A 19,820-nucleotide genomic window follows, 5' to 3' on the forward strand; every position below is an offset into this window, starting at 1 on the left:
GTCACACCATTAAGGATCATCTCAAGGCACTCGTGGATCAAGGGCACCTCGTCCTGCACGGTGCCGGCCGCGGCGCCTGGTACGGTCTTTCCTAACGAAGGGGGTGTCAAGCCCATCTGAATGGGGCGCCTTGATACAATTCGAACCCACGACCAGCAGGTTATGAAATCGATCAGAAGGGATCGCCTGCCCAATCTTCATGGCCGTGCCGGATACGGATCACGAAGATGCTTTCGTTCTCCTCAACGCGATACACAACCAGGTGGGCCTTGAAGGGATGGATTCTGACGGGCGGACAAATCTCAAGGCGCTCGCGCGCCATTCGTGGGTTGGCGGCGATGAGTTCGAAAAGGGCATAGAGCTCATCGTGGTATCTTTTGGCTACCACTGCTCCGAAGAGGCGAATTCCCTCTTCGGCAATGGAGATAATATCCTCTTCCGCTTGGACCGAAAGGCTGAACGGCATCAAACCCGTCCGCGGCTGATCCCCGCTAGCGCGGTGGCTTCGGCAAACAACTCGTCATCTGAACGGCTCCCAATGCCGCTTGCAATTCCGTCGTCGACAAAGCGCTGCATCGCGGCAATCTTGTCTGTACGGGCTTGGTCTCTGCGGATCAGATCTCTGACGTAATCGCTCGCGTTCGAGTACCTACCCGTCTTGGCTTGAGCTTCAACCCAATCTTTCATGGGGTCTGGCAGGGATACATTCATCGTCGCCATCTGGGCCTCCTTGATGTGCCTAGTTACTCGCTGATGGCAAAGTTTGTCAAACCGGCCACAGCGGGTGCTGAGGTCTTGAAGAGATGTGAACCGGCGCCCCATTATCTCGTAGAACTGATCGATCACTAATCCTGCTGTAAAAACAACGCCAACTCCTGAACGTGCTGCGACGCGTCCTTACCAAAAAACACACCAAATTCGGCAGCTGGGGCATTGAGCAATGCCATGACTCCAGTCAATCGACTCACAATCCATTGGGACAGCCTCGGAAAACAGTATTCCGAACCCCAGACCTGCCCGCAGTGCCGAAAGCATGGCTGGAAGCGTTTTCACTTTGCAGCCGACGTCCCAATGAATGTTGTTTTCAGCTAGGTCAGATAGCATCCGATCCTGCCAGGAGCACTGCATATCGAACAATATGAGGCAACGAGACGCCTTCATCTAGGTCGATGAGCCGACTTGCGCACAAGACCAAGCGTCGGGAGATAAAACTTTTTGATGGCTCGGTGAACCGAGCCGGATCGGCAATGACAACCTGTCGGCGAGCTCGGCGTCCGCGTAGCGCATCATAATAAGCGGGCTTACGACCGAGCGCCACATGGTGATCGGATAAAACAGCAGCCACGACACCAACTCGTAGAGCAACTCTTCGAGCGACTTCAACAGTTTCATGAAGTCCAATATTCCGCCCCTTTGCTTTCTGCCCTACGGCGCTTCTCTTTTCTGCGAGAGGTCACAACGTCACGTTGCGGTCTTCTCGCGTCCGGCTCAGGTCAAGAAAAATCAAAACGAGGAACCTGCAGTCAGCTGCGACAATCTGGTCATCGAGTGCGCTTGAAACGTGAACATTATACGTTATATTTAAATGTATATTGAATTGGACTACGGAGCCAGTCATGTCTGTCATCAAGATTTCCGAAAAGCTCTCGGTCTCGCCGCAGCCGAGCGTCGACGACATCAACACCCTGCGTGAGCAGGGATATGCGACGCTCATCAACAACCGTCCTGAAGCCGAGGACGCCGTCCAACCGGGAACGGACGCCGAACGCCAGGCGGCCGAACATTGCGGCCTCTCCTACTCCTTCGTTCCGGTCACGCTCGGCACGATTACCGAAGCCGACGTGCGCTCGTTCCAGAATGCGCTCGACGCGTCCGACGGCTCGGTGTTCGCCCACTGCAAGTCGGGCACGAGATCCCTCAGCCTATATCTGATTGGCGAGGTTCTGGACGGGCGGATGGCAGCCGAAGACGTCGACGAGTTCGGCCGTGCACACGGCTTCGACACCAGCGCTGCTGCCGCCTGGCTCAAGCAGCACGCGGCACGCCGCCCGCAGGTGAAGGGCTTCTTCGACAAGCGCACCTGGAGCATCCAGTATGTCGTGTCCGATCCCGATACGGGCAAGTGCGCTATCATCGATCCGGTTCTTGATTTCGACGAAAAGTCTGGAGCGACCGCGACCATCAGTGCCGACGCGATCCTCGACTATATCAGGGAGAATGGCCTGACGGTCGAGTGGATCCTCGACACTCATCCGCATGCCGACCACTTTTCCGCTGCCAACTATCTCAAGGAGAAGACTGGTGCACGCACTGCGATCGGCGAACGCGTCGTCGATGTGCAGAAGCTGTGGAAGGGGATCTACAACTGGCCCGAGCTCGCCACCGACGGCTCGCAATGGGATCGGCTCTTCGCTCACGGCAAGACGTTCAAGGTCGGCTCCATCGACGCCAAGGTCATGTTCTCGCCCGGACATACGCTTGCCTCGATCACCTATGTGGTCGGCGATTCGGCCTTTGTCCATGACACCCTCTTCATGCCCGACAGCGGTACCGCGCGCGCCGACTTCCCCGGCGGCGACGCCCGCATCCTTTGGAAGTCGATCCAGGACATCTTCGCCCTCCCGGACGAAACCCGCATCTTCACCGGACACGACTACCAGCCGGACGGTCGTGCGCCACGCTGGGAAAGCACCGTGGCCGAGCAGAAGAAGTCCAACCAGCATCTTGCCGACGTGACCGAAGAACAGTTCGTGGCGCTGCGGACGAAGCGTGACAAGACGCTGCCGATGCCGAAGGTGATCCTGCACGCCCTGCAGGTGAACATTCGCGGCGGACGTCTGCCGGAGCCGGAAGCAAACGGCAAGCGCTACCTCAAGTTTCCGCTCGACGCATTGCAGGGAGCCGCATGGGAATGAGTACCGTATCGAAAGCACGGCTCTCTCCCGCCGAGATGGCCGGCCGGGCCGGAGAGGTTGCCGATCTCCTCAAGACGTTGTCCCACCAGGCGCGTCTGATGATCGTGTGCACGCTGGTCGAGGGCGAATTCTCGGTCAGCGAACTCGAGGAAAAGCTCGACATCCATCAGCCGCATCTCTCCCAGTATCTAACGGTATTGCGAAGCTCCGGAATTGTCGAAACCCGGCGGGACGGAAAGCAGATCTTCTACCGCTTGACGGAGAAGAAGGCGGCTCAGCTCGTCGGCGCCCTTTACGATATCTTCTGCGCAAAGGAAGAGAAATGACTCCCTATCTCCAATCTTCGGCCGGCGGCATGCTGATCGGCGCATCCGCGGTCATGCTCCTGCTTCTGAACGGCCGCATAGCCGGCATCAGCGGCATCGTCGGGCGTCTGGCGCAAGGCGTCGGCGTGACCACCAATCTTGCGTTTGTGCTTGGCCTCCTGCTCGGGCCAGTCGTCTATCTGCTGGTGGTCGGTGGTTGGCCAACCGTCGAGATCACAGCGGGCTGGCCGCTGATCATCGTGCCTGGGCTGCTCGTCGGCTTTGGTTCTCGCATGGGATCCGGCTGCACCAGCGGACACGGCGTGCTCGGGCTCGCCAGACTGTCGCCGCGATCCATCGTGGCCGTCGCCACATTCCTGTCGGCCGGGGTGATCGCCGTCACAGTTCTTCGAGGTCTCGGGTTATGAACAGAAATATCCACCAGTTCGGCGCCGCCCTTGCCTCAGGCATGGTCTTCGGCTTCGGCCTGTCGCTCTCCGGCATGCTGAACCCTGTTCGGGTCCAGGGCTTCCTCGATGTCTTCGGCAACTGGGATCCAAGTCTTGCCTTCGTCCTCGGCGGCGCTGTCGCCGTCGCCTTCATCGGCGTGCAGGTGATGAAGAAGCTGCGGCACCCCGCCTTCGACGACAGCTTCCATGTGCCCGCGAACCGAAAGATCGACGGGCCGCTGGTCATTGGTTCGGCTCTTTTCGGCCTGGGATGGGGCATCGGCGGCCTCTGTCCCGGCCCGGCGATCGCTTCCCTGTCGGTTGGCATCCCACAGACGGCACTGTTCGTCGTGGCTATGATGGTCGGCATGACCCTTTACGACCGGGTGTGGGGCAGAGGGACATGACTGGCTCCATCCTAGCAGCAATCGGTTCCGGCGGGATTGTGGGCTTCATGCTTGGCCTTCTCGGCGGCGGTGGCTCAATCCTGGCGACCCCGCTTCTCCTCTACGTCGTCGGTGTCACCCAGCCGCATATCGCGATCGGGACCGGCGCGCTGGCGGTCTCGGTGAACGCCTTCGCCAACTTCACGAGCCACGCCATCAAGGGGCACGTCTAGTGGCGCTGCGCAGCCGTCTTCTCCGCGCTAGGCGTCCTCGGCGCGTTGGTCGGCTCCAGCCTCGGCAAGGCGATGGACGGAGACCGGCTGATCTTCCTGTTCGGCATTCTGATGGTCGTGGTTGGCGCCCTGATGCTCAAGCCCAGGAAGCCGACATCGGTCGAAAATCGTCCCGTCGACCTCAGGATGTGCCTTGTCACCGCAGCCGTGGCGCTCGCCGCCGGCGCGGCTTCCGGCTTCTTCGGGATCGGCGGAGGTTTTCTGATCGTGCCAGGTCTCATGCTTGCGACCGGCATGCCAATGATCAACGCGATCGGCACGTCGCTCCTGTCCGTCGGGGCGTTCGGGCTGGCGACCTCGCTGAACTATGCAGCGTCCGGGCTGGTGGACTGGTGGCTCGCAGCCGAGTTCATCGGCGGAGGCGTTGCTGGCGGCCTCCTCGGCATGATGCTCGCGACACGGCTGAGCGCGTACAAAAACATCCTCAACCGACTGTTCGCGGCGCTCATCTTCGCCGTCGCGGGCTACATTTTCTAAGCTGGGGATCGGGGGCGGCGTAGTCGCCAAACTCCTCTCAGCCCCTCAGCGTAATATTCCAACTCGCAACGCAGGGAAGACTATACCGCATCGGATAATCGATGCACCCCATCCGCCGGTCCGGCCACCGCTCGGTAGCGACACCGTCGCCGCGATAAGATTGGGTACTCACAACACGCCGCCATCCTCTCCGAATGGAGCACCGCTACAGGATCACCGGACTTGGAAGCTGGCTACTAATGACGTTCATAGAAGTGCAGGCCTAAAATGGGCTCCACGCGCTGAGCTGGGATGTGGACCACCGCCACTTACGCTTGCCGGCCATTAATCGGAAAGCGCCCTGCGCGCCGTGTCATCATGCAGTGCCGGGCAGAAGAGACCGTTAAGATGCGCGCGCAGCATCCTCGATATTCCAGCCGAATAGCCAAGCCTCTGCTTTTTGCGACCAGCTATCTTTCTCCCGAGGGCAGCTCGCTTTTTCAAGATAAGGGGCGACAGGGTTTTTGCATGCTGAGAGACCGAGCACCCGAGCATTCATTCCCCGCTGTTGCCAATCTAACATCGCGCTAATCTCGAAATCCATTGCCGATCCTCATGATCGCTACGCAGTTGCCGCTTCAGGCTCCGCGACTTCTGCGAATCGAAGCGTGCGTGAAGCTTACCCGAGATCGATGCGAGCCCGCAGTTCATAATGACAACAGAGACGGTACGTTAGCGTACGCAGTCGGGGTTAACCACCCTCTAACCAGTTTGCTTGCGGCCGTTTTAACATCCGCTGTTTTACGCTTCCGTCAAATAAGAATGGCGTATCGCGAATGACAATGCAGCTTCAATCTCAGTTCGTTCTAAGATGTATTCTTCCGGCCTTTGCCTCTATGCTCCTGTGCGGTCTGCTTTTTCTGAGCCTGAGTTGGGCAGCAGCCCGTAGCGACGAAGTCGCAGTTGCAAGGCAACGCGATCTTGTCACGCTGACCGTCGTGAAACTCAAGGCAGGCATTGCTCATGACCAGGAGAGCGCTACCGTCTGGGACGACGCCGTCAAGAACACGCAAAGCGGAAATCTTGAATGGATTAAAACGAACCTCGGTTCATGGATGCACAGCTATTTCGGCCATGACGCGGCGCTCGTCCTGAGGTCCAACCTGACGCCGCTGTATCGATTTACGGCAGATGCAGAGTATTCCCCTTCAACTGACGACCTTCGGAAGGCGAAATGATGGTGCTGCGCTCCGATGGCGGTAAGCCCGAGGGGTTCCTGAAGATCTTACGCGACCGCACGGAAGAGCGGCACAGTCAGGAGCGCCAGAAGCTGCTGATGCACGAGCTCAACCACCGCCTGAAGAACACTCTCTCCGTGATTCAGTCGATTGTCACGCAGTCGCTACGTGGTGCAAAATCGGTGGCTGAAGTGGCCTCGACGCTGCAGGATCGTATCTCTGCATACTCGCGCGCGCATGACATTTTGATGCACGAAAACTGGTCCAGCACAGATCTCAAGTCGATTGTCGAGAGTGCGATTTCCAGCCTCGGATTGGAGGGGAGCCCACGTTTCCTGTCGAGTGGACCCCACGTCGAACTCGATCCACAAGCAGCCTTGGCGATATCGCTGGTTCTCCACGAGCTCGGCACCAACGCTCGAAAATATGGCGCCCTGTCGAATACTGACGGTCTCATCACGATGCGCTGGACTGTAACGAAGGATGCTGCGGAACCCTTCATTGAGGCGATATGGGCCGAGAGTGGTGGGCCAAAAGTGGTTCCGCCGCGAGGCGAATGCCGCGCAGCTATAAACCGACTATTTTTGAAAGAGAAGTTCGCTTAGAGCGCGGTGCCAATCGCGCATAGACAAAGCTCGGCAAGCAAAAGATCGATAACCACAACATAAGGTGCGGCAGTAGGTTCGTCAACGTTTAGTTTTTGAAGGTCGTTAAATTCACCCTTTGGTTGCGGATTCACGAAAGACCCGCTGTCGGCGGCGCCTCATGTCAACAGTGGTTTACCGCACCGCCCCTAAGCGCCCGAAGGTGCTAACTCAATCATCAAATGCCACTGCCCCCCGTCGGCTGCATCTACCGAATTGCGGCTCATGCCTGAGCGCGTTGGGCCAGGTCTTGCTGACGCAGGATGTGACGAATTTCGGCCCGCCGTACTGCCCTGTCCTTAAGGCGTCGATCGATCTCCGCCTCGGTCGCGCCGGAGGCGAAGTCTCCCAAAGTCTCGTTTTCGGCGATATCGCGAAGAATGTTCATCAGCACAAGGTTCTTCTCGTGCATCTGCATGACCATTTCCTTCACTTTCAAACGCTGATACAGGATCGTCTTTCCTGCTGAACTGCCTTTGGGCTGCTAACGGCACAAAGGGGCGGAATGGTTCCTGCAATATTTGCAATTCGTCATTTCGGTCAGCTATGCGCAAGCCCCTAACCGGCCCTTCTGTCCAGTCGCGATCGGTTCAGCCGCACGACATGCCAGTCAGGTGAGGACTAAGCCGGCGAGCGCTGTACTATCTGTCAGATACCAGTACGCGCACTGTTGGTGTGGATAACAAGCCTGGACTTGCCTACCCAGCGCTCGCCCTGCCGCGTTCTACGGACGCCATGGCCCGGCGTCGAGCGTCGGCGCCGCAAGGTCCTCGGCAGTTCAGCGCTTCTCCGTGATTGTCGCAAGCGGGGCGGCGTCTCTTTCAAGTGCCAGCCGCGCTTTCGGCCAAGCGCCTTCGTCCGCGCCGAGCGCGGTCTGAAGCCAGGCGAGTGTGAGACGTCGTGTCGCCTCCAGCACGTCTGGCGCTTCTGTCTCTGTTTCCTTGGCGTCAAGCGCGGCGATCCCTCCAAGGCCGTGCCCGACCCCATGCATCGTCAGCATGACGACCCCGCCCGGCGCATCATGGAAGGCATCCGCATGCCAGTCAGGGCCGCGCGTTGTAAAATGCGGGTTATCCATATCACCGCAAACGACAAGGCTGCGTGTCCTCATGTTCGAGAAATCGACGTCGAAGAACGGAAACCGCGCGGCACTCTCAGGTGTCATGTCCTTGCCGCCCCGGCCCGGTGTTGTCAGGAGAACGCCGGCCGCGATGCGCGGATCGGAAAAGTCCTCGCCATCCACCTGCGCGCCAAGAAGGAGCCCGACGGTGTGGCCACCAAAGGAGTGGCCCACCGCGGCGATGCGTGCATGATCCATTCGTCCTGCAACCGCCGACGCTTGCCGTTCGATCTCCGCCAACTGGTCAAGGATAGCCTTCATCTCCTCGACACGTTTGCGCCAGAAGAACGGCGCGCCCGGTGTGTCCGACGAAAGCCCACCAACCCGCGAACTCGCATGCGTCGGCTGAATGACGACGAATCCCCTCTCCGCCCAGTACTGAACAAGGGGGGCATAACCGTCCTTTGACGGGATATAGTTGGAGGGGCCGTAGCCATGCGACAGGAGCAGGATCGGCAGGTTACTTCCCGTAGCGGGAGCGGTGAGACGCAGTTCCAGCGGCTGGCGGCCCGGCATCGAAAGACGGATCGGCGTGTAGGCCACGGTGAGAGTAGATTCAGGCGTCGGAATCTGTTTCGCGAGATTGATCAGATTGTTCATGGGTCTGGACCTTCAAACATAGATTTCGGATGGTGATGTTTAGGCGAGCAAATGACCCGCTTCGCGGTACGAGGTTTCCGCGTCGGCGCCGGCGGGGATCTTCATCGGCGCGTCGATTTCTGTCACAGACCGCCAGACGGCCTCTGCAACCGCCTCCGCCGTCGTAACCTCAGTGCTGGAGCGCAGCTTCGTCATGTAGTCGTGGACGAAGGCGGCATATGGCTCGGGAATTTCCATGCCCATGCGCGAGACAGCATTTTTACCGAAGCCGGTCGTCGGCGCCGAGCCAGGCAAGACAAGTTTGGCGCGGACGCCGAACAGCGCGGCTTCGAGCGCGAGGCTCTCCGTGAAAGCATTGAGGGCCGCCTTACTGGCGCTGTAGACCGAGAGCGCGGGCAATGGCCGTATCGTGACGGCGGAGCTGACGTTGACGATGACGCCTGAGCGACGGGCCCGCATCTGCGGGAGAACGGCTTTCGTCATCGCCATGGCGCCGAAGACGTTTGTCTCGAACAATTCGCGAACCTTCGACATCTCCGAGCCTTCGAACACATTGAGCATGCCGACGCCGGCATTGTTGACCAGCGCATCGATCGAGCCGGCGGCTTCGATAGCCTTCGCGATGCTATCCGGGTTCGTGACATCGAGCGGCAGGATTTCGAGCCGGTCGTTCGACGGAAGCAAGTCGGTTCGCGGCGTGCGCATGGTCGCGACGACGTGCCACCCGGCATCTACGAATTTCTGTGCGATGGCGAGGCCGAACCCTGATGAGCAACCGGTGATGAGGATCTTTGGCATGTTCCGTCTCCTGACATTTAACTGAGCTGAGGATGGACTTGATCACCCGGACTTGCTATATTCGTATGTCCGATATTGTTTAGCGGAAGTCCGAAGCATGGCCGATCCCGTCGCCGAAGTTGTTTCACTGCTCAACCCAAGCCCATCGATATCCAAGCTTGTCACGGGCGGTGGTCGGTGGCTGGTCGAGCGGACGGAGCTTGGAAGCCCCTTCTACTGCGCCGTCGTCGAAGGCCGCTGCCTGATGACGATTGGCGGGCGTGAGCCCATGGTGCTGACCGCCGGTAACTTCGTCCTGGTCCCAAAGATCTTCTCGTTCACGATGAGCAGCATGGAGCCGCCGCCACGCGGCGCACTTGCCCAGCGTCTCGAAACCAGCCCTGGCGTCTTTCGCCTGGGTGACCCTGAAGCGCCGTCGGGAATCAAGGCGCTGGTCGGGCATTGTGCGTTCGGCTCGGATGACAAAGCTCTTCTCGTATCGCTGCTGCCGGAGGTCATTCATGTTCATGGTGAAGAGCGACTGATGGCTCTAGTCCGCATGATCAACGAGGAGACGAGGGCTGATCGTGCCGCGCGCGAAATGGTGCTTCACCGGTTGCTCGAAGTTTTATTCATCGACGCAATACGATCGGCAGCCAATGCCAAGGCGCCGCCGGGCCTCCTGCGGGGCATGGCCGATCCGCTACTGGCGCCGATCTTGCGCCGGATCCACGCAGATCCGGGTCGCAGCATGACAGTAGAGACGCTCGCGCAGGAGGCGGCCATGTCTCGTTCAACCTTCTTCGATCGTTTCCGCAAGGAAGTTGGTGTCGCACCGATGGAATACGCGACAGGATGGCGCATGGCACTCGCAAAAGAGTATCTCCGCGAGGACGTAGCCATGGCGGACATTGCACAGCGCGTCGGTTATGGTTCGACAAGCGCCTTCAGCGTTGCCTTTAATCGGCACGTGGGAATGCCGCCAGGCGCCTACTCACGCGCGGCTGCTGCCGCGGCTTAAAGCGTCCGATCCTTACCCGCCGAGATAGGCGGCCAGCTCTTCAGGTGTTCCCTTTGGAAGACCTAGTTGGGTCACAATCGTCTATCGGGATCGGTCCTCGCGCTGTGTTCTCTGCCGAAGGGAGCATCGTCAAGCTGTGTTCGGGAAAACAAAACCGCGGCGCTCTATATTGCAAAAGTCCCTGTTTCATTCGAATTAAGAGACCAGAGATTTCGCGATCCGGTTATATCGCATCGACGACAATGTTGATGAGGGTCCATGAAGCAGAAAAGACAACGACCGAACTACGTTCTGTTTCTGGTTGCGGGATCAGGACTGGTAACCATTGCACGCGCAATGACGCTCTCGTTCCTGGCCATCAAGCTGCAACAGTCGTTCGGGCTCGGTCCTGCCACGATCGGTGCGCTGCTTGGTATTGGCCCGCTTCTGGGCGCTGTCGCAGCGCCTATCGCAGGCTCTTTTTCGGACAGGGTTGGCCGAAGGACCATGCTGACGCTCAGCCTGCTTTCCATGGCGCTTGCGTTGATCGGTATGGGATTGGCGAAAACCGTTATGGCCTTTTGTATTGCTCAAATCGTTTCTGCAGTCGCGCTTGCAATCTACGAGCCGGTATCGCGCGCGCTGATGAGCGATGTTTGCCCGCAACCACTACGCCTGAAATATTTCTCATGGCGATACACCGCCACGAATGCCGGCTGGGCCATCGGACCGCTGATCGGCATCGCCGCGGGTGCGGCCTCCACCACTCTTTTCATCGTCGCGGGCGCTGTCTATGTGGCGTTCGCCCTCGCCTTGCACCTGTTGCACGTACCCATCCTCCGGCGTGATGACGTTTCTCAGGCGACCGCACCTGTCCCATTGCTGGAGAGCCTGAGGGCTGCTGTTCGCGATCCCCGGTTGGCTTTCTTTGTCGGCGGCGGCACTTTGGTGATGGCGGTTTATGGTCAGTGGTCAGCCACGCTCGCTCCCTACCTCACCGGCCACGTTGCTGGAGGCATGGAGATTTACGCATACCTCGTTTCAATCAACGGCGCGGCAGTCCTGATCGGAAATCCGTTCGCCCGCAGGTTCATCGAGCGCGCCGGAGCTCTCAACGGCCTCGTGATCGGCTGCATTTTTTTTGCCCTGGGCGAAATTGGCTTCATGAGCGCTGCCGGGTTTTGGGGCCTCGCGGTCTCAATGGTGGTCTTCACAATCGGAGAGATTCTCGTCGTGCCCTGCGAATACGTGCTGGTCGACGGAATTGCGAACGACCGAAACAGAGGCAGCTATTTTGGTGCTCATTCGTTCTCGACCGTCGGCAACTTCATCGGGCCGAGCCTCGGAGGTGCGATGCTTGGTGCTTTTGGCGGAGCTGGCATGTTCCTGCTGTTTACCGCTTTCGCGATTTTCAGCGCCATTTTGTTCGCTCTTGGCATGCGCATGCCGCCGCCAAAAGTGGCAGCACAGCTATCCCCGGCGGCCTCGTCGGAAGCGACCGTTGGACCCCATAGCGGCGGAGCGTTGATTGGGGCCTGAGACGTGTGGCCGCCCAACGACATTCTCTTCGATCAAACTGGAGAAATTTCAACAGTGCATTTGAGGGGATCTGGTGACTTACCGGCAGTTAGGCAAAACGGTCGCGGCAAGTCACGAAGCTGCAGATCGTAACATAGACCAAACCGAAGCCTCAGGTTTATGTGCCTTCAGGTTCAGTCACCTCGTCAATCTCGTCGGGTGCGATGGTGGCTGAGCATACGGTCATTTGCACTACGAGGAGACATGGCTGCTCCATAGGGACTTGGGGTATCGTGGGTCCGAACAGCCATGTGGTCGACGTCCAAGTCGATGCCGAAGTTTTTGCTGCCAACGGAGCCGTCGTGGTTCAGGGGGCGCATATCGGACAAGAGACGGGAGTCCACATTAACGGAGCCGTGCACCTGCGGACCGGCTTGACCGTACCGATCGGCATGGGTGGCCGGCGGCGAGCCCGCGCAGACCCTGTCGCCGGATCAGCACGAAGCTATCCCAGCAATCCGCAAGCCCCTTGGCGCCAGGCCGCGTAGTTTGAATTGTTGCGCAAGTCTCAATTGTTCGCGACCGTAGAGTGTATCCGCGCGCTTGCGAGCATCTTCAAAAAGAAGGGGCGGTCCTTCTGAAAACAACCCTGATCCGTGGTCAGCGTCACTGACACGCGAATGGAACCGGCGCCGAGACACGCCAGATAGGATGTCTTCTTACTATCGTCTGGCCATCGCCCTTCATATTCGCGAACAAGACTGTTGTTCTGCGCGAGGACAATCTCCTTTCCAACCTGACGGTAGATACGCATATCTTTGACGCCGGCAAACCGCGCGTCAGCGAAACTGCGTAGCGAGACCTCCTCGTTTACACGCCAACCGCTTCCAATCAGCGATGGCCCATCTCCCGGCGCATTGATCACGAGCCTTTCCGCCTGCAACTGGTCCACCCAATGAACGGGGGCCATGATGGAAAAGGTCGCGTCTGGGCCAAACCCTCGCGCATCTCCATCACCACCCCGGTTGGTCGAGCAACGCTGGGCCGGAGAAGTATTTCGCAAATGAAACCAAAGGGGTTGTTCATAAGAGTCCTCGCATTGTCATGACCCGAGGCGCCGCTCGCAGTTCCTGACCTACGAGAGAAAAATATTGTAGACGACATTCACACAGGAGCAGGCAAGGCCGCAACCGCCAGATATTGAGCCACGGCCCCACCTTATTGATCATCAGGCCGGCGGTGACCGTCAAAGCGCGTGTATTGCGCGGCCGCTCAGACATTGTTAGACGGCACGACCGTCACAGAGCTCCCGCACTTAATCGAAATGAGAAGCGACCCATGGTCCATATGGAAATTAAGTCAGAATTGCATGAGGACGATCGGAAGGCGATTGTTGATGCGCTGCTGGCCTTCAATGAATCGAAGATAGGTGATGATGGCTATGAACCACTGGCCATCCTGCTTCGAAGTGAAGACGGCGAGGTTCAAGGCGGGCTGACGGCGAAATGCTATTATCGCTGGCTTTTCATCGACCTCCTGTTCGTTCCGAAAATTCTAAGGGGGGCAAGTCTCGGAAAGGAACTTCTCGCGCGAGCAGAGGAATGGGCCAAAGAACGAGGTTGCGTCGGAGTTTGGCTTGATACGTTCACATTTCAAGCGCCGGGCTTTTACGAGAAGCAGGGATATTCAAAGTTTGCGACGTTGGAGCACTATCCCGACGCCAAGACGCAAAGACTCTTTTTTCGCAAGATTTTTGCCGACAAACAGTAGCCGCCTCTGAAAGCACTCGCCCCACCTAAGATAAACACGAACACTTCGATCGCGACCGAAGCTTCTTCAGTCGGAAAAATGCAATGAGGACCAATCACTCTCAGGACCTCATCATGACATTTGCATCGATATCTAAAACTCCTCGTTTTTTCGGCTGGCACGTCGTCGCGGCGACCTTTGTTCTGGCAATTTTCGGCTGGGGGGTCGGTTTTTACGGACCGCCAATCTATCTGCAGATGGTGGTCCAGAGGACGGGATGGTCCCTGGCGCTGGTTTCGACCGCAGTCACACTGCATTTTCTGGTGGGTGCAGCTGTTGTTGCAAACCTTCCTCGCCTTTATCGGATTTACAGCGTTCCGCTTGTAACCTCAATCGGTTCAGTTCTTCTCGCCGTCGGTATTGTTGGCTGGTCCGCGGCCTACGAGCCATGGCATCTGTTTATTGCTGCCCTCCTAAGTGGAACAGGATGGGTCGCCATGGGCGCTGCTGCAGTCAACGCCCTCATTGCTCCGTGGTTTATTCTCCGCCGTCCCGCAGCGCTGTCCATGGCATACAACGGGGCGAGCGTCGGCGGTGTCCTTTTCTCTCCGTTATGGGTCATGCTTATCGCCTCGATTGGATTTGCCCAGGCAGCGTGCACTGTCGGCATCCTGATGGTGGTCGTCGTCGCCGCTTTATCGGTTTTGGTGTTTTCGAAGTCCCCTGCAGGTGTTGGTCAATTTCCCGATGGAGCCATAGCACCGGAGGAAACGCCAGCTGCGCCTACTGCCTCTTCACGACGAAGATCGCTTTGGCGTGACCGCCGCTTCGTTACGCTGGCGTTAGCAATGGCCGCAGGCCTGTTTGCTCAAATCGGCCTGCTGGCGCACATGTTCTCGATCATTGTTCCGGTCTTCGGATCGAAGAGCGCTGGCCTGATTATGGGTGGAGCGACCGTTGCTGCCATTGCCGGCCGGACAGGGTTAGGCTGGTTCATGCCTGCAAATGCCGATCGGCGCCTGATCGCTTCGGCGAGTTACGGAGTCCAGATTATTGGCTCTTTGACATTGCTGTTGAGCGGGCGAGACTACGCGACTGCTATAATCGTCGGGGTGCTTCTGTTCGGCCTCGGGATCGGCAACGCGACATCCCTGCCACCTCTCATTGCCCAAGTGGAATTTGATAAGGCAGATGTCTCCCGGGTGGTCCCTCTGATCGTCGCTGTAAGCCAAGCGACCTACGCACTTGCGCCTGCGGCGTTTGGCGCCGTCAGGTCATATTCTGACGTCTATATCTTTATCTTTGCGGCGATTGTCCAAGGTGGTGCCGTCGTCGCATTTCTCTATGGGCGAAGGTGATGATATGGAGAGCAGCCCTCTCACTTTTGCCTGCGGCCTCATTGCGCGTACACTCGGCCTGATCCTGTCTGAACTGTCTACGCGCAGCTCCTTGGTTCCCGTGGAAGTCACTCGACCGGGGGTCGCAAAAGCCGGTGTTGCGCGCTCATCTGACGGGAGAACACGTTCAGCGAAAGCCAGTGCAAGAGGCAAGGCTCTTCAGCAGCCGTAGTTATGCTGGGGATGATCGCCAGATGGACAAAGAGAAACGCAAATCGTCGTTTAAGCCTGCTTCTGCAGTCAGGGCAAAACGAATAGCGTCCTCACCGCCTTCCAGCGGAGCGCTGACCTGGATATCCGCCGCAAGAACCGGATCTGTGGGAGTGAGGCTGGCTGCCAGAAGGAGCGCTGACATCGTGCTCACGCCTAGGATACCTTTGCCTTTGAAAATAGTGCCCCGAATACTGAGCGGAATGGTGATCAGCAACAGCCTCCATGCGATCGCCCATCCCTTGAATGAAAAGCGGCGATCGATCTTCAGACCTGCACCCATCAAGGCACGATCACCACGAATTCGGTCAAGCGTTCCGTGATATACGGGCGGGCTTGGGGCGAAGTGTCGACCTCGACATATGGCGCGAGATACGCTAGGCCGCCGATGAGCATGCAGACGATCGGCAACGATAGCGGAACGAGCGCCAAGGGCTACCACGCGACGAGCGATCAGAAGCCCGATGCCTGTCAGACCCACCGTATGCATCAGGCCACCAGCTATCCATTGTCGAAATGTCTCCCTTGATCTCCGCAGCAATGTTGAGAAAGCAAAGGCGCTGGTGCAGGTAATTGATGGCTGTACAGCTAACCACCCGCTTGATCATGGCCGATCTGCGTGTGGTTCACAAACGTCCGTCAAGCGATCCAGCCCTATCGCTTCTTGGTCTCTTTGCCGAGACGCTCTCTAAGATTGCAGTGAACGTGGGTAATGTTCGCCACCGCTCGATTGGGCAGAGCGCCTTTAGACGCCAGTTAGGATAACTCGTATCCGTCCCCGGGACATTTGTTGGCCGTTCGTCACCAAGGAGGTCGGCGAGCCGCACGGCAAATAGTTTGCTGTCCAGCCCCGCGGCATAGCTATGGATGGCCTGCTGAAGGGCTTCAGTTTTCGCAACATTCGTGCTTTGCATCTTCTCCCCAAACAGATGAAGCCAGAGCGCGGATCTCAGCGCTTCGCGATAAGAGCTCTCGATCGCTATCCCGCTTTCATCCAGTAGGCCCAGGGAGTGACGCAGCGCTATGTCGTCATGTTTCCACCACCCACCCAGCGGTACAAGATCATGGGTTGAAATGCAGAACAGCGATTGAGGGTGCATCGGTTCCAATCGCTCGGTAGAGATCTCTGGTTCAAAGTACATCACCCTGTAGCTGTGCATGCCGACATGCGACAGGACCTCACGGAAACCACCGGGCACATTGCCAAGGTCTTCCCCAACAACCACCGTCTGGCTTTGCTGGGATTCCATCGCGATTGCGTTGAGCGCCTCGGCAAATGGGTAGTGCAGATAGGTGCCAGTAGATGTCGACCGCCCCTCCGGGACCGCAAACAAGCGCCAGAGACCCATGACGTGGTCGAACCGAACCAGCCCAGCGTACTGCATAACCCGTCGGATGTCGGCTACTGCGCCACTTTCCTGCTGATGAGGCGCTGGCGAGGGGACGGCAAGGCCCCAATTCTGTCCGTGAATGCTGAACGGGTCAGGCGGCGCTCCGATCGAAAAGCCATGGAGATAGGCGTCAGGGTTACTCCACGTTGCGGAGCCATCAGGCGCAAGTCCGACGGCAAAATCAAGATAGAGGCCGAGACGTAGCCCACTAGCGACGGCTCGAGCTGCGACGTCTTTCAACTGAAGATGTGCTATCCATTGCATCCACTGATGGAATTCAATTTCGGACTTATGATTTGCGGCAAACGCTGTTACCTCTACGCTGCCCGGATGCTGAAACTTCTCGGGCCAGCTACGCCAGCCAGCGCCTAGGCCCTTGGCGGCCATTTCATGAGATAACGCTTCAAACAACGCATGCCGGCGCAGCGCTTCACCTTCTCCCGATAGAAATGCGTTAAAGGATCTACGGCTGAACTCGTCATTGCGACTGAAATCCCGACGCCAGTTTGACCATGCGACCCTCAGCGTTTCGATCTTCAATCTCTGGACAGCGTCGTAATCAACGTTTTCGCTCAACCTCACACTCGTTTTTGCCTCGCCATCTTCCGAGGCATAAGAGTATCCTGGAGCGCGATCGACCGCGATGTATATTGGATTTAAAAACGTCCTGCTCGACGGGGAGTAAGGTGAACAGCGGTTCGGGTCAGCTGTGAAAAGCGCATGAAGGGGACTAATCCCCACAAAATCCGCACCCGCAGACGCCGCTATGCCGCAGACGGCCGCCAAATCCTCGAAATCACCGATGCCCCAATCACGTTCGGATCGCAGCTCGTACATCTGTAATGCGATCCCCCACACTCGGGTATCGCGTAGCCAGTCAGGAGAGAAGCAAGTGTGGGTGACGGATGCGATGACACCATCGAGATCAAATCTCGGCGTAGCCGTTGCTTCGTCGAAGATCGCGGGGCCAATTGCCGCAACCAACTCTTTAATCGTCTGAAACGGCACTTCGGTGGTCGAGCCGTCAACCCCGAGATAGTGAAGGGCAATTCCAGCCTTGCGGGCGGCTTTGTCCAGCTCCGAGCGTGTCATCAAACTTCCCTCCGCCAAAAGCAAAGCGCTCAGCCCACATCTCTACCAATCTTCGATCGAGACAGATGTTCCTTAGTGTCCAGATAATTCGCATAAGGGTTCGAATTTTCTAAAGGAAGTCGCGCGTCAGGTCTCGCAATACTCAAGGACAGAGCCACGTCAGGATTGGCAACCTCGAGCCGATCAAGAAGGGGCCGCCTTGCTTGCCGGAAACTGTCACGCCCCCTCACGACTTTCATAAAGAGGGGCGAACGCAAAGCCTGCCGCGTACAAATACGCGTTCAGGCCGAATGCGCGTCCGGCTCGCCACGTCGCTGTAGGACCAGGGTTATCAACGGATATGTCAGGCCCAAGAGGCAGTCACACCGACGCGAGTTGTGCAAGATGCTGTGGCGGCAATGGTCGCCAAACTGGGCGTTCGAAAACGAGAACTTCGATCCTACTGCCCTCTCGTTTGATAATCCTGACTTCGTCGATGTCGTGATCCATTCCTATCGCTTCGACTTCGGCCTCGCTCCAGGCGATCCTACACTGTCCGAGGAACGATTGGCCCAGAAACCGGCCATAGAGGTTCCTACGATTACGATCGATGGTACGCAAGATCCCCTGAAACCCGGGGGCACGGCAGATCATTCAATCATGTTCGCCGCCCGGCATGAGCACAGGGCGGTCGATTGCGGGCATAACCTGCCGTGGGAGGCGTCTGATGATTTCGCCGATGCCGTGATCACCGTGCGATCATGGGCGGAGGGCGGAAAGCTGACGCTCTGAATTACGCTCTTGACCCAATATGAACTTTGGATCTTTTGACCTGATGTTATGGACGGCCTCAGCTTCCGGTATCGCAATGAGCCAAGATGTGGGGGCGAACTCACATCGGGTCATGAGTATTCTATGGCGAGGCACCTGGGTCTCCTGAACTTCATTCCCTGATCTCCACCCAGGTCGTAGCGGTTGGTCGTCAGCCCGCTGCCAGTGCCACTTCTGTGTGTGGAATCTCGATGACGAAATGTTGTGCTGGGGGTAGCCGCCCGCGGTGCGCACTATTGGCAAAAGTGTAGCCATTCCGTCCCCGCCGTTTAGTTTCGTAAAGCGCGTTGTCCGCTGCTTCCATCAACGTTTCGGCATTCACAGCGGGCCCTTGGGCCGGAGCAATTCCTATACTGGCAGCCACGGGAATTTGAATGCCGCGCCAGAGTAAGGGGGCTTCCATCAACGCTGAGACAATGTTTCTGGCTACCGCCGACGCCCGTTCCACATCTGTGCGAGGTAGTAGGAGGGCGAACTCATCGCCCCCTAGCCGCGCAAAAACGTCTTTCTGCTGCAATTGAAGACGGATAATCTCGGCAGCATGCTTTAGCGCCGCATCCCCTGCTGCATGACCATGCTTGTCGTTAATCGATTTGAACCGATCAAGATCGAACAACATCAGGCTGAATACAGAGTTTTGCCCGACTGCCGCGCACTCCGTCGAGAGGCGGTTCAGAAATAGACGCCGGCTGGCAAGCCCTGTGAGGTCGTCTTCATTGACCAGCCGTTCCACCTCGGCCCGCAGTTCGTCGACGCTCGAAAGCAGGAACCCGAAATTCCAAACGACACCCGCAAAGAGGAAAACAAGCAAATCAATCGATGCAGCACTGCGCATATTCATCTCAGGCGCCAGCCCGGTGAGGATCAGGGTGTTGCCGACGGCTATAGTTCCGTGGGCCAACCCTCCCGCTATCAGCGCCGAGCTCGACACAATCGCACCAAGTTCTCGTCGGTAATTCCGCACTAAAAAAATGGCTGTTAAGAAAAGGGGCAGCGCTTGAGCGGTGGTGTACATCGGGTTTCGTCCGTACCAGGTGTTGAACGTCCCCACCATGACCAGGCTGCTGATACAGATCAGAGTAACGACCAATTTCCATCTCATGGCCGCGCCGTGGAAGCGCCGGACACCACACATATTGAGGTAGAAGCCCAATACGACCAGAGTGTTTGCGCCCACCGTCAACGCAATGTGCGCCACTTCGCCTTGTACTGAGAGAAGTACTCCACCTGCGGCATTAAGCGCACTTCCCGCGAGCCAGTAACGCGCGGCGCGCAGATCAGGGTAGCGGAAAACGATAAGCCCCCAGATGATACAGTGGGAGAGATTAAGAAGCAGCACGACGAGATAGAGTGTGAAAAAATCTGGCATACCGGCCCCTTTTTTCGGAGGAGCGCCGAGAGCAACCCGCGGGCATGAAATACCGCGTTAATGAATTCGCTCAAATCCGAGGATTTCTGTTCGATTGCGTA

The 19,820-nt window shown here is 57.8% G+C and carries 23 protein-coding genes and 1 pseudogene; 12 read left to right on the top strand and 12 right to left on the bottom strand.

Translation table 11 applies throughout. The features are described 5' to 3' along the window. Positions 1-172: 172 nt before the first annotated feature. The 4 genes from HNQ72_RS29750 to HNQ72_RS30850 all read right to left on the bottom strand — a co-directional run bounded on the left by HNQ72_RS29750 (position 173) and on the right by HNQ72_RS30850 (position 1,392). A complete protein-coding gene (locus HNQ72_RS29750; RefSeq protein WP_183998214.1) occupies positions 173-466 on the bottom strand; it encodes a type II toxin-antitoxin system RelE/ParE family toxin in 294 nt (97 codons plus the stop codon). Further along, positions 466-720, bottom strand: coding sequence for a type II toxin-antitoxin system ParD family antitoxin (locus HNQ72_RS29755; RefSeq protein ID WP_183998216.1), 255 nt, complete (start codon positions 718-720; stop codon positions 466-468). Before HNQ72_RS29755 ends, HNQ72_RS29750 begins: the two co-directional genes overlap by 1 nt. A 177-nt stretch (positions 721-897) precedes the next feature. After that, on the bottom strand, positions 898-1,161 hold the full coding sequence (locus HNQ72_RS31420; RefSeq protein WP_373289523.1) for a LysR substrate-binding domain-containing protein: 264 nt from the start codon (positions 1,159-1,161) through the stop codon (positions 898-900). Then, positions 1,162-1,392: a hypothetical protein gene (locus tag HNQ72_RS30850; protein ID WP_244654649.1), complete on the bottom strand. Its 231-nt coding sequence runs from the start codon at positions 1,390-1,392 to the stop codon at positions 1,162-1,164. It lies immediately after the preceding gene. A 224-nt stretch (positions 1,393-1,616) separates the two neighbouring features. Here HNQ72_RS30850 and blh point away from each other — a divergent pair, with 224 nt between their 5' ends. The 5 genes and pseudogenes from blh (at position 1,617) to HNQ72_RS29790 (ending at position 4,825) form a co-directional block, all read left to right on the top strand. Next, entirely contained in the window at positions 1,617-2,915 is a 1,299-nt protein-coding gene (gene blh / locus HNQ72_RS29770) for a bifunctional sulfur transferase/dioxygenase Blh (RefSeq protein ID WP_183998220.1), read from the top strand. Then, positions 2,906-3,241, top strand: a complete 336-nt coding sequence (gene bigR / locus HNQ72_RS29775) for a sulfite-sensing transcriptional repressor BigR (RefSeq protein ID WP_183998222.1) — start codon at positions 2,906-2,908, stop codon at positions 3,239-3,241. The genes blh and bigR overlap by 10 nt, the downstream gene beginning before the upstream one ends. Continuing rightward, entirely contained in the window at positions 3,238-3,648 is a 411-nt protein-coding gene (locus HNQ72_RS29780; protein WP_183998225.1) for a YeeE/YedE family protein, read from the top strand. Before bigR ends, HNQ72_RS29780 begins: the two co-directional genes overlap by 4 nt. After that, positions 3,645-4,076, top strand: a complete 432-nt coding sequence (locus HNQ72_RS29785; protein WP_183998227.1) for a YeeE/YedE family protein — start codon at positions 3,645-3,647, stop codon at positions 4,074-4,076. The genes HNQ72_RS29780 and HNQ72_RS29785 overlap by 4 nt, the downstream gene beginning before the upstream one ends. Continuing rightward, positions 4,073-4,825: pseudogene (locus HNQ72_RS29790) on the top strand (sulfite exporter TauE/SafE family protein). Before HNQ72_RS29785 ends, HNQ72_RS29790 begins: the two are co-directional and overlap by 4 nt. 382 nt (positions 4,826-5,207) lie before the next feature. On the opposite strand, the gene HNQ72_RS29795 reads toward HNQ72_RS29790, so the two are convergent. Continuing rightward, the gene (locus HNQ72_RS29795; protein ID WP_183998228.1) at positions 5,208-5,408 is read right to left on the bottom strand and encodes a CrpP-related protein; all 201 of its coding nucleotides are present in this window, start codon (positions 5,406-5,408) and stop codon (positions 5,208-5,210) included. 238 nt (positions 5,409-5,646) lie between these two features. Here HNQ72_RS29795 and HNQ72_RS29800 point away from each other — a divergent pair, with 238 nt between their 5' ends. Beyond that, a complete protein-coding gene (locus HNQ72_RS29800) occupies positions 5,647-6,042 on the top strand; it encodes a CHASE4 domain-containing protein (RefSeq protein ID WP_244654650.1) in 396 nt (131 codons plus the stop codon). Next, positions 6,039-6,647, top strand: coding sequence for a sensor histidine kinase (locus HNQ72_RS29805; protein WP_183998231.1), 609 nt, complete (start codon positions 6,039-6,041; stop codon positions 6,645-6,647). The genes HNQ72_RS29800 and HNQ72_RS29805 overlap by 4 nt, the downstream gene beginning before the upstream one ends. Positions 6,648-6,909: 262 nt before the next feature. Here the strand turns inward: HNQ72_RS29805 and HNQ72_RS29810 are convergent, their stop codons facing one another. From HNQ72_RS29810 to HNQ72_RS29820, 3 genes are all read right to left on the bottom strand, one after another. Then, entirely contained in the window at positions 6,910-7,104 is a 195-nt protein-coding gene (locus HNQ72_RS29810; RefSeq protein ID WP_183998233.1) for a hypothetical protein, read from the bottom strand. A 360-nt stretch (positions 7,105-7,464) separates the two neighbouring features. Then, the gene (locus HNQ72_RS29815; protein WP_183998235.1) at positions 7,465-8,406 is read right to left on the bottom strand and encodes an alpha/beta hydrolase family protein; all 942 of its coding nucleotides are present in this window, start codon (positions 8,404-8,406) and stop codon (positions 7,465-7,467) included. Positions 8,407-8,445: 39 nt separating this feature from the next. After that, complete coding sequence (locus tag HNQ72_RS29820) at positions 8,446-9,204, bottom strand: SDR family oxidoreductase (protein ID WP_183998237.1); 759 nt, start codon at positions 9,202-9,204, stop codon at positions 8,446-8,448. A gap of 97 nt (positions 9,205-9,301) precedes the next feature. On the opposite strand from HNQ72_RS29820, the gene HNQ72_RS29825 reads away from it, so the two are divergent. Both HNQ72_RS29825 and HNQ72_RS29830 read left to right on the top strand, forming a co-directional pair. Next, entirely contained in the window at positions 9,302-10,204 is a 903-nt protein-coding gene (locus HNQ72_RS29825; RefSeq protein ID WP_183998238.1) for an AraC family transcriptional regulator, read from the top strand. A 258-nt stretch (positions 10,205-10,462) separates the two neighbouring features. Continuing rightward, positions 10,463-11,722 carry an MFS transporter gene (locus HNQ72_RS29830; RefSeq protein WP_183998240.1) on the top strand — a complete coding sequence of 420 codons (1,260 nt, stop codon included), beginning with the start codon at positions 10,463-10,465 and terminating at the stop codon, positions 11,720-11,722. Between the two features lie 547 nt (positions 11,723-12,269). Here HNQ72_RS29830 and HNQ72_RS29835 read toward each other — a convergent pair. Further along, positions 12,270-12,626, bottom strand: coding sequence for a hypothetical protein (locus tag HNQ72_RS29835; RefSeq protein WP_183998243.1), 357 nt, complete (start codon positions 12,624-12,626; stop codon positions 12,270-12,272). Between the two features lie 413 nt (positions 12,627-13,039). Here HNQ72_RS29835 and HNQ72_RS29840 point away from each other — a divergent pair, with 413 nt between their 5' ends. Continuing rightward, the gene (locus HNQ72_RS29840) at positions 13,040-13,471 is read left to right on the top strand and encodes a GNAT family N-acetyltransferase (protein WP_183998245.1); all 432 of its coding nucleotides are present in this window, start codon (positions 13,040-13,042) and stop codon (positions 13,469-13,471) included. 113 nt (positions 13,472-13,584) lie between these two features. Continuing rightward, positions 13,585-14,808, top strand: coding sequence for an MFS transporter (locus HNQ72_RS29845; RefSeq protein ID WP_183998247.1), 1,224 nt, complete (start codon positions 13,585-13,587; stop codon positions 14,806-14,808). 211 nt (positions 14,809-15,019) lie between these two features. On the opposite strand, the gene HNQ72_RS29850 is transcribed toward HNQ72_RS29845, so the two are convergent. Together HNQ72_RS29850 and malQ are read right to left on the bottom strand one after the other, a co-directional pair. Then, complete coding sequence (locus HNQ72_RS29850; protein ID WP_183998249.1) at positions 15,020-15,340, bottom strand: hypothetical protein; 321 nt, start codon at positions 15,338-15,340, stop codon at positions 15,020-15,022. A gap of 343 nt (positions 15,341-15,683) precedes the next feature. Then, the gene (gene malQ / locus HNQ72_RS29855; protein ID WP_183998250.1) at positions 15,684-17,540 is read right to left on the bottom strand and encodes a 4-alpha-glucanotransferase; all 1,857 of its coding nucleotides are present in this window, start codon (positions 17,538-17,540) and stop codon (positions 15,684-15,686) included. Positions 17,541-17,924: 384 nt separating this feature from the next. Here malQ and HNQ72_RS29860 point away from each other — a divergent pair, with 384 nt between their 5' ends. Further along, complete coding sequence (locus HNQ72_RS29860; RefSeq protein WP_244654652.1) at positions 17,925-18,311, top strand: alpha/beta fold hydrolase; 387 nt, start codon at positions 17,925-17,927, stop codon at positions 18,309-18,311. A 190-nt stretch (positions 18,312-18,501) separates the two neighbouring features. Here HNQ72_RS29860 and HNQ72_RS29865 read toward each other — a convergent pair whose 3' ends face one another. After that, on the bottom strand, positions 18,502-19,719 hold the full coding sequence (locus HNQ72_RS29865; RefSeq protein ID WP_183998252.1) for a GGDEF domain-containing protein: 1,218 nt from the start codon (positions 19,717-19,719) through the stop codon (positions 18,502-18,504). Positions 19,720-19,820: the final 101 nt, after the last annotated feature.

Source organism: Aliirhizobium wenxiniae (genome assembly GCF_014201355.1).
GTDB lineage: Bacteria > Pseudomonadota > Alphaproteobacteria > Rhizobiales > Rhizobiaceae > Neorhizobium > Neorhizobium wenxiniae.